Source organism: Halomonas sp., assembly GCF_052095765.1.
Classification (GTDB): Bacteria; Pseudomonadota; Gammaproteobacteria; order Pseudomonadales; family Halomonadaceae; genus Halomonas.
Genome location: NZ_JBQDJZ010000113.1, coordinates 1 through 7,084 on the forward strand (window position 1 = coordinate 1; position 7,084 = coordinate 7,084).

General features: G+C 59.2%; 7 protein-coding genes and 1 pseudogene. 1 reads left to right on the forward strand and 7 read right to left on the reverse strand.

Translation table 11 applies throughout. The features are described from left to right. The 3 genes from ACTH3D_RS11900 to ACTH3D_RS11910 form a co-directional block, all read right to left on the reverse strand. A partial coding sequence (locus ACTH3D_RS11900) for an AMP-binding protein (RefSeq protein WP_441667341.1) occupies window positions 1–288 on the reverse strand: 288 nt, incomplete at its 3' end. A 93-nt stretch (window positions 289–381) separates the two neighbouring features. Continuing rightward, a complete protein-coding gene (locus tag ACTH3D_RS11905) occupies window positions 382–1,167 on the reverse strand; it encodes a class II glutamine amidotransferase (protein ID WP_441667342.1) in 786 nt (261 codons plus the stop codon). 86 nt (window positions 1,168–1,253) lie between these two features. Beyond that, entirely contained in the window at window positions 1,254–1,829 is a 576-nt protein-coding gene (locus ACTH3D_RS11910) for a hypothetical protein (RefSeq protein WP_441667343.1), read from the reverse strand. Between the two features lie 72 nt (window positions 1,830–1,901). Here ACTH3D_RS11910 and ACTH3D_RS11915 point away from each other — a divergent pair, with 72 nt between their 5' ends. After that, the gene (locus ACTH3D_RS11915; protein WP_441667344.1) at window positions 1,902–4,061 is read left to right on the forward strand and encodes a S9 family peptidase; all 2,160 of its coding nucleotides are present in this window, start codon (window positions 1,902–1,904) and stop codon (window positions 4,059–4,061) included. Here the strand turns inward: ACTH3D_RS11915 and modC are convergent. The 4 genes and pseudogenes from modC to ACTH3D_RS11935 all read right to left on the reverse strand — a co-directional run. After that, window positions 4,000–5,139 (reverse strand): molybdenum ABC transporter ATP-binding protein, encoded by a 1,140-nt coding sequence (gene modC, locus ACTH3D_RS11920; protein WP_441667345.1) that lies wholly within the window; start codon window positions 5,137–5,139, stop codon window positions 4,000–4,002. The two genes, ACTH3D_RS11915 and modC, sit on opposite strands and share 62 nt — an antisense overlap. Beyond that, window positions 5,132–5,845 (reverse strand): molybdate ABC transporter permease subunit, encoded by a 714-nt coding sequence (gene modB / locus ACTH3D_RS11925; RefSeq protein ID WP_441667347.1) that lies wholly within the window; start codon window positions 5,843–5,845, stop codon window positions 5,132–5,134. The genes modC and modB overlap by 8 nt, the downstream gene beginning before the upstream one ends. A gap of 12 nt (window positions 5,846–5,857) precedes the next feature. Beyond that, window positions 5,858–6,673 (reverse strand): molybdate ABC transporter substrate-binding protein, encoded by an 816-nt coding sequence (gene modA, locus ACTH3D_RS11930; protein WP_441667346.1) that lies wholly within the window; start codon window positions 6,671–6,673, stop codon window positions 5,858–5,860. Between the two features lie 203 nt (window positions 6,674–6,876). Beyond that, window positions 6,877–7,084 (reverse strand): annotated as a pseudogene (locus ACTH3D_RS11935) (YcgN family cysteine cluster protein); the annotation flags it as partial.

Genomic DNA, 7,084 nt, shown 5'->3' on the forward strand with positions numbered 1-7,084 from the left:
TTGGTAAAGCGCTACGAGGCCCGTCGTAGAGCGGTTTTTCATGCATTTTCCCTGCACGGCGATCCTGTCACCCGGCTGCAAGTCGGTTTCATGCTGAACCCAGGCGGCAAAGTCACGCGACATCTTTTCAAGCTCGGCGTAACTCAGGGTACGCCCCATGCAGCTGAATGCCGGCTTGTCCGAAAAACGCGTTATGGAAGAATGAAAGACATCCAATATCGTGGCATAGGTGTCGGTACCCTCAAGTGCAGGGCCGCTCAGAATGGCATTGCTGGCTGACTCACTCATAATAATCTCCAGGCTGTGGTCGGCCGTCAGGCCGCTCCTTGTTATTCTGGGCTCACCATATACCAGTGGGTCCGATACTGTAAAACAACTGATTCAAACCTTCGTTTTAAAACATCCGTGGATCTCACCATTACGCCACACTAAGAGCTCGCCAGGCTCTAGGCAAAACCAGTCTTCATTGTCCGTCAAAGGCTCTGTTGCAACCACCGAAACCACATCATTGGGCGTAGTGTGCTCGGCAAAATTCACCGACAGCTCGGCATCCGACAAGTTCGCCTCACCGAAGGGGGCACGACGGGTGATATGGGCCAGTTTGGTACTGCAGTAGGTATACAGATATTCGCCATCAGAAAGCAGCAGATTGAACACACCTAGCCCCCGCAAACGCTCACACAGCTGATGTAACAGCTGCCAGGCGGCCTGGCAATCCTCGGGAGGCTGCGGAAAAGCGCGCCGCATCTCTCCCATCAGCCAGCAGAAGGCATGTTCGCTGTCCGTGTCGCCAATCGGACGGTAGTAATCCAACGGCAGTTCTTGCCAATCGCTGAGCTGTCCGTTGTGGGCATAGCACCAAGGACGCCCCCACATCTCGCGGGTAAACGGATGGGTGTTGGCCAGACGCACCTGCCCCACGTTGGCCTGACGGATATGGCTGATCACGATGTGTGACTTGATCGGATACTCACAAATCAGGCGGGCAATCGGCGAGTTCACCGACGGATGCGGGTCACGGAAGTCTCGGTAGCCACCGGCTTCATAGAAGGCAATCCCCCAGCCATCCTTATGCGGGCCAGTACCACCGCCGCGATGCAAAAAACCCGTAAAACTGAAGCAGATATCAGTGGGTACATTGGCGCTCATGCCTAGCAATTCACACATGGAAATCCCTTCAGTGCGTCGGTCAAAAAGAGCTGCGCGACCACCAGGTTATGGGGCATGGGGTCGCGGCCTATGTCTACAGACATTCAGCCCAGTGTCGGCTCCTGGCGATCTGACATCCTGCTATGCAGCCGACGTGGCCGAACTGAACCGCCGGCACCCGGTCTGTCCTCGGGAATCGCCGCCAGGGTCGTGCCCACTGCAGCAGCCCCCTGTGGTGTCGCACCACTGTCATCATCGCCACTATCACCACTGTCACTGTCACAGTCACCACGGCGACCGTCCCGCTTCAGCCTGGCTTGCCGGCGCGCCTCAGCACGGCCACGACCCAGCCACCACAGCAAGAGCCCACAGGCCCCGCCAGCTGCTGCGGCCACTACTAGCAGGAACAGCGTAGAGGTGAATAGCGAACGATCGCCCTCAAGAAAGGCCAATGCCGCCACTACAGCAGCTGGCGCCATTCCATGATAACTTTCTCCCTGCTCAAGCAGAGGCAGCGAATAGCTGGCAGGCATCCACATCAGCCCCGCCACTGCCCAGCTGATGACCAGGCGTGGCAGACGCGGTAGAAAGCCAAGTGCCAAATAGCCGGTAATCAGTACCAGCACAGACAAGACGGCATAGCCCAGCCATAGTAGGCCCATTGAATCCGAAATCAGCATTACACCCTCTTCATTGGTATGCTCCCGGGCACACCTCGTTGAACTCTTACCGAGTATGGTACATCCAGCGCAATGAAAGCACAGCAGCCCAATGATCTGAATCTGTCTACAAATACCACACAGCAGCCAGTGCTGGACTTCCAGCGCACCGATGACCCCGACTGGCATTGGCTGGAAGAGCATGATGCTCCCCAGGTAAAACACTTTCTCAACGCCGCCAATCAGTCATTTGACCAGTGGTTCAAGCCACTCGAAGAATTGGCCGAGCGCCTTTATCAGGGCCAACTGGCGCGCCGCGAACTGGCGATAAATGGTCTGCCCTCTGCGCTCGATCACTTTACCCTATGGAGCGAGATTGCCGCCGATGCCGACCACCCCGTATGGTGGCGTCACCCCAATGGCAATCCTAGCGCTAGCGAATGCTTTTTTGATATCCAGGCACGAGCCAGTGCCCACGGTTTTTTCGATATTGGCGACATGGCTCTATCACCGGACGAAAACTGGCTGGCCTGGAGTGAGGACACCCAGGGTAACGAGACCTACGATGTCTGGCTCAAGCATCTCCCGGATGGCACACCGAAAAAACTGCTCGACGAAGTCGGGCCTGAGCTGTGCTGGGCAGAGGATAACCGCACTCTGCTGTTTACCAAATTTGACGCCACCCAGCGCCCGGACAGCCTGTGGCGGTTGCCGCTGATACTGGAGCCGCAAGCGCTACAGTGCGGCGAAGCCACGCTAATACTGCGCGAAAACGACAGCGAATTCTGGATGAGCCTAGGTAAGACCCGCTCACGCCAATGGCTACTGCTCGAAAGCGCCTCCAAAGACACCTCGGAAACCTGGCTGGTGCCTGCATCCACCCCTGACACCCCACCACGCTGCTTTCTTCCTCGCGAAGTAGGAGTTGAATACGGTATTGATCACCGCCCGGGCCACTTCTACATCTTACACAACCGCGACGCCGGACATTTCTGTCTTGACCGCATTGATGAGTCGGCGGCCGCACAAGGCCCTGATGCCGAGGCCAGCACAGAGCGCCTGATAGCCCACCGCGAAGACACCACGCTGGAAGGCATCGATGCGTTTTCTTGGGGCCTTGCCATCAGCGAGCGCGATCACGAGCAGGCGCAGACGCGCATTCGCATCATCGACTACAACACGGATCACCAGGTGCAGCATGACCGCTACCTGGCCTTACCAGAAACTCCCTGCAGCCAAGTAGCCAGCGACAACCCCCACTTCAACAGCCGTGACTTCAGGCTTGCTGAAGAATCCTTTACCCAGCCACCGGGCTGGTTTGAGGTTGATCTAGACAGCGGCCAACGTCGCCTACTGCGCCGTCTGCCGGTGCATGGTGACCTGCAGCCCGAGCAGCTGACATCCCGACGGCTGTGGGTGCGCTCCCACGATGGCGAAAACATTCCGGTCTCGGTGGTCAGCCGCTCCGACCTAAGCAACCAGCCATTACCCACCCTACTCTACGGCTATGGCGCCTATGGCGAAGAACTGGACCCGTGGTTTTCCATCACTAGGTTGGAGCTTCTCAATCGGGGCGTAGCGTTTGCCGTAGCTCACGTGCGCGGCGGCGGCGAGTGCGGCGAGCCCTGGTATCAAGCCGGAAAACTCGAACACAAAACCAACAGCTTTCACGACTTCATTGCCGCCCGGGATGGTCTGGTGGCTGCCAGAATCTCACTGGCTGATCGGGTCGTTGCCTATGGCAGCAGCGCCGGCGGCCTGCTGGTGGCCGCCAGCCTCAACATGGACGCCTCAGGTTTTTGTGGCGCCGTGCTCGATGTGCCCTTCGTTGATGTGCTGCGCACCATGCAGAATCCTGAGCTGCCACTGACCACCGCCGAATACAGCGAGTGGGGGAACCCAGGTGACCCTGACGTGCAGCGGCGGATTCATGGTTACTCACCACTGGACAACCTGCCGCCCTGTCTGCCCCAGCCTCAGCGGCCCTGGCCACCCGTGCTGATTGAAGGCAGCTGGCACGACACCCGGGTCGCCTACTGGGAGCCGGCCAAGCTCTATGCCCGGTTATGCCAGCTGGAGCACTCGCCCAGCGCGACGCACCCAATCCTGCTGCGCACCGATATGGACACCGGCCACAGCGGTGCATCAGGGCGCTTTCAGGCCTGGCGCGACTCTGCACGCCAGGATGCCTTCATTCTATGGGCACTTGGCCGTGCTGAGCAGGAAACGCCACGCAGCGCACCAGCGCAGTGACCGGCTGCCCCACCGCCAACCCCAGCTCGCGCCACGCCTGACGGGTCACCCGGGCGCGCAACGCCTGATCGCCCAGCCGCAAGCGTAGCTCGAAGCTGGCATCATGACCTGGCAGGTGGGTCGCTTCTTCAATCACCGCATCCAGCTGATTGCGATAGCTCAGTCCGTCCAACGCCCCGCTGACCGACGACTGGGCAGCCAACGCCACATCACGAGCGGGAATACGTAGCCGCACAGCTTGTCCTACCGCTGCGTCCAGTCGCGGCAGCAGAAGTGGCTGTCCATCAGGGAGTTCAACTTCGCTCAGGCCGTCATCATCATCGTGGCGACTTACCCATCCTAGCAAACGGCTAGCACCGTCAAAGCCCGACAACGACTCACTGAGATCAAAGCGCAACAGCATCTCATCCAGATCACCCGACGCCAGTACCTTGCCACTCTCCATCAGCACCAACGCATCAGCGACTTCAAGAATTTCTTCCGGCGCATGGCTGACGAAGATGATCGGCACACCGACCTCAGCGCTCAGCCGTCGGATATAGCGCAGCAGCTCGGCCTTGCGCGGAGCATCCAGGCCGCTGAGCGGTTCGTCCATCAGCAACAGCCGCGGGTCACTGAGTAACGCCCGCCCGATAGCAACACGGCGCGCTTCACCGCCAGACAACGTAGCCGGGTAACGTTCCAGCAGCGTATCGATACCCAGCAACCCGACAATGGCATCGAAACGTCCCGCCATATGGCTCGGCATGCCGTAACGCAGATTGCCCGCCACGCGATAGTGCGGAAACAACCGCGGCTCCTGAAACACCACCCCCAGGCGGCGGCGATGCGGCGGCAAACGAATCTTTCGCTCGGTATCGGCAAGGACTGTCTGGCCCAGCGCGATACGGCCTTTCTGCAGGCGGTCCAGCCCGGCAACCAGCCGCAGCAGACTGGTCTTGCCGCAGCCGGAGCTGCCAAACAGTGCGGTGACACCACTCATGGGCAGGTTTAACGAGGCCGTGAGCTGAAAACTGCCCTGCTGATGGGCTACGTCAATGGTCAGCCGCGGCAGATCAAAGGTTGGCTGATTAACCATGAGCCTGGCCTCCATCACGCCCCTGGAGGCGGATTCGAGCACGCCGTGCCAGCCACTCTGAGGCCACCAGCGACAACATGGCGATGATGATCGCCAATACGCAAAGTCTAGCCGCAGCCGCCTCGCCGCCCGGCGTCTGAATCAATGAATACAGCGCCAGCGGCAGCGTTCGTGTCTCACCGGGAATATTGGAAGCAAAGGTAATGGTGGCTCCGAATTCGGACAGCGCTCGGGCAAACGCCAGTACCGTGCCGGTCAGCAGACCGGGCAGTGCCAGAGGCAGCGTAACGCTAAATAACACCCGCAGACGCCCTGCGCCCAGAGTCGCGGCCGCAGCCTCAAGCTCCGGGTCGACGGCTTCAAGCGACAAACGCACAGCTCGCACCAGCAGCGGAAACGCCATCACTCCCCCGGCTACCGCTGCACCCTGCCAGGTAAACGGCAAGCGGATACCGAGATGCTGATACATCCAGCTGCCCAGAAGGCCTTGGGAGCCCAAACCCACCAGCAGCAGATACCCCACTACCACCGGCGGTAGCACCAGTGGCAGATGCAGCACGCCATCAAGCAGCGCCTTGCCACGAAACTCACGCCGCGCCATCAGCCAGGCAATGGCAATGCCGGGAATCAGAATCCAGCCTACTGCCACCCCGGCAATCTTTAGGCTGATCAGGATAGCGTCGATTTCCGCCTGGCTGAGTCGCATCATGCCTCCGACTTAGGGGCTATCAGCTGTGGCAGGACTGGAAGCCGAACTGAAGCCATGGCGCTCAAAAACAGCACGCGCCTGTTCGCCACCTAGCCACTCACGCAGTGCTTGGGCTTCAGCACTTGGCGCCTCTTCAACGCTTTCGCTGATCAGCGCGATCGGGTAGGTAATCGGTGTATGACTGTCTTGCGGGAAGGCACCCAGCTCTTTCACCTTTTCACTGGCCTGACCGTCAGTGCGGTATACCACGCCCAGCGGGGCTTCACCGCGCTCCACCAGCGCTAGGGCTGAGCGCACATTATCGGCACGCGCCAGCCGCGGCACCAGTGCATCCCACTCGCCCAGAGACTCAAGCGCTTCCTTAGTGTAAAGCCCCGCCGGCACATGATCGGGATCACCCACGGCCATTCTCTCGCCGTCAGCCAGTGCATCAGCCAGCGTCTTGCCCTCACCCGGCACCAACAACTCAATGGGGCTATCCAGCGGCGCAATCAGCACCAGTCGATTATTGAGCAGGTCGCTGCGCTCGCTGAGCACAACGCCTTCACCGTCGAGCCAGTCCATCCAACGTGTATTGGCAGACAGGAAGATATTGGCCGGCGCACCGTTAGCGATCTGACGCGCCAAAGTGGAGGAAGAGGCATAGACCGCAGCGACATCTATATCATGCTCTTCGCTGTAAAGCGCCACGGCTTCGTCGACGGCGTTCGTCAACGATGCCGCTGCCAGCAGATGTACACGCTCATCAGCGTGAACCCCCAGGCCCACAGCCAGCGCCATACCACCAGCAACCAAGGCCGACCACTTGCACTGAAACAGCTGCATGAGACTTCTCCGCAAAGCGTTATATATAAATAAAATAGCGAGTGCACTATAACGCTCAGCCAGGCATCGGGCAACTTTGAAAAGCACGGTGACCACATAACACATTGAAGAGACAACCCAGTGCCTGTGAAGGCAGCTGAATGGCTAATGTAGGGTGGCAAAAAGAAAGTAAAAAGCGCGGGTGTCAGCGCCTTAAAATGCCTTCACCCGTCTACCGGCAAAATGGCGATGATGTGGTTTTCAAGCTCATTATCAGGCACTAGTCGACCAGAGACTGCAAAGTTGCGCACGCTGATGCCTTTGCGATGCACTCGCTCGGGATCACCACACAACAAAGGATGCCAACCAGCCAGCTTTCGCCCTTCGGCTACTCGCCGGTAGGCACAGGAATGCGGTAACCAGTGATACTCA

What these genes read in the sequence shown, in the direction of transcription:
- modA (WP_441667346.1), bottom strand. Translation starts at nt 6,673, where the DNA reads ATGCAGCTGTTTCAGTGCAAGTGGTCGGCCTTGGTTGCTGGTGGTATG.
- modB (WP_441667347.1), bottom strand. Translation starts at nt 5,845, where the DNA reads ATGCGACTCAGCCAGGCGGAAATCGACGCTATCCTGATCAGCCTAAAG.
- ACTH3D_RS11915 (WP_441667344.1), top strand. Translation starts at nt 1,902, where the DNA reads ATGAAAGCACAGCAGCCCAATGATCTGAATCTGTCTACAAATACCACA.
- ACTH3D_RS11910 (WP_441667343.1), bottom strand. Translation starts at nt 1,829, where the DNA reads ATGCTGATTTCGGATTCAATGGGCCTACTATGGCTGGGCTATGCCGTC.
- ACTH3D_RS11905 (WP_441667342.1), bottom strand. Translation starts at nt 1,167, where the DNA reads ATGTGTGAATTGCTAGGCATGAGCGCCAATGTACCCACTGATATCTGC.
- modC (WP_441667345.1), bottom strand. Translation starts at nt 5,139, where the DNA reads ATGGTTAATCAGCCAACCTTTGATCTGCCGCGGCTGACCATTGACGTA.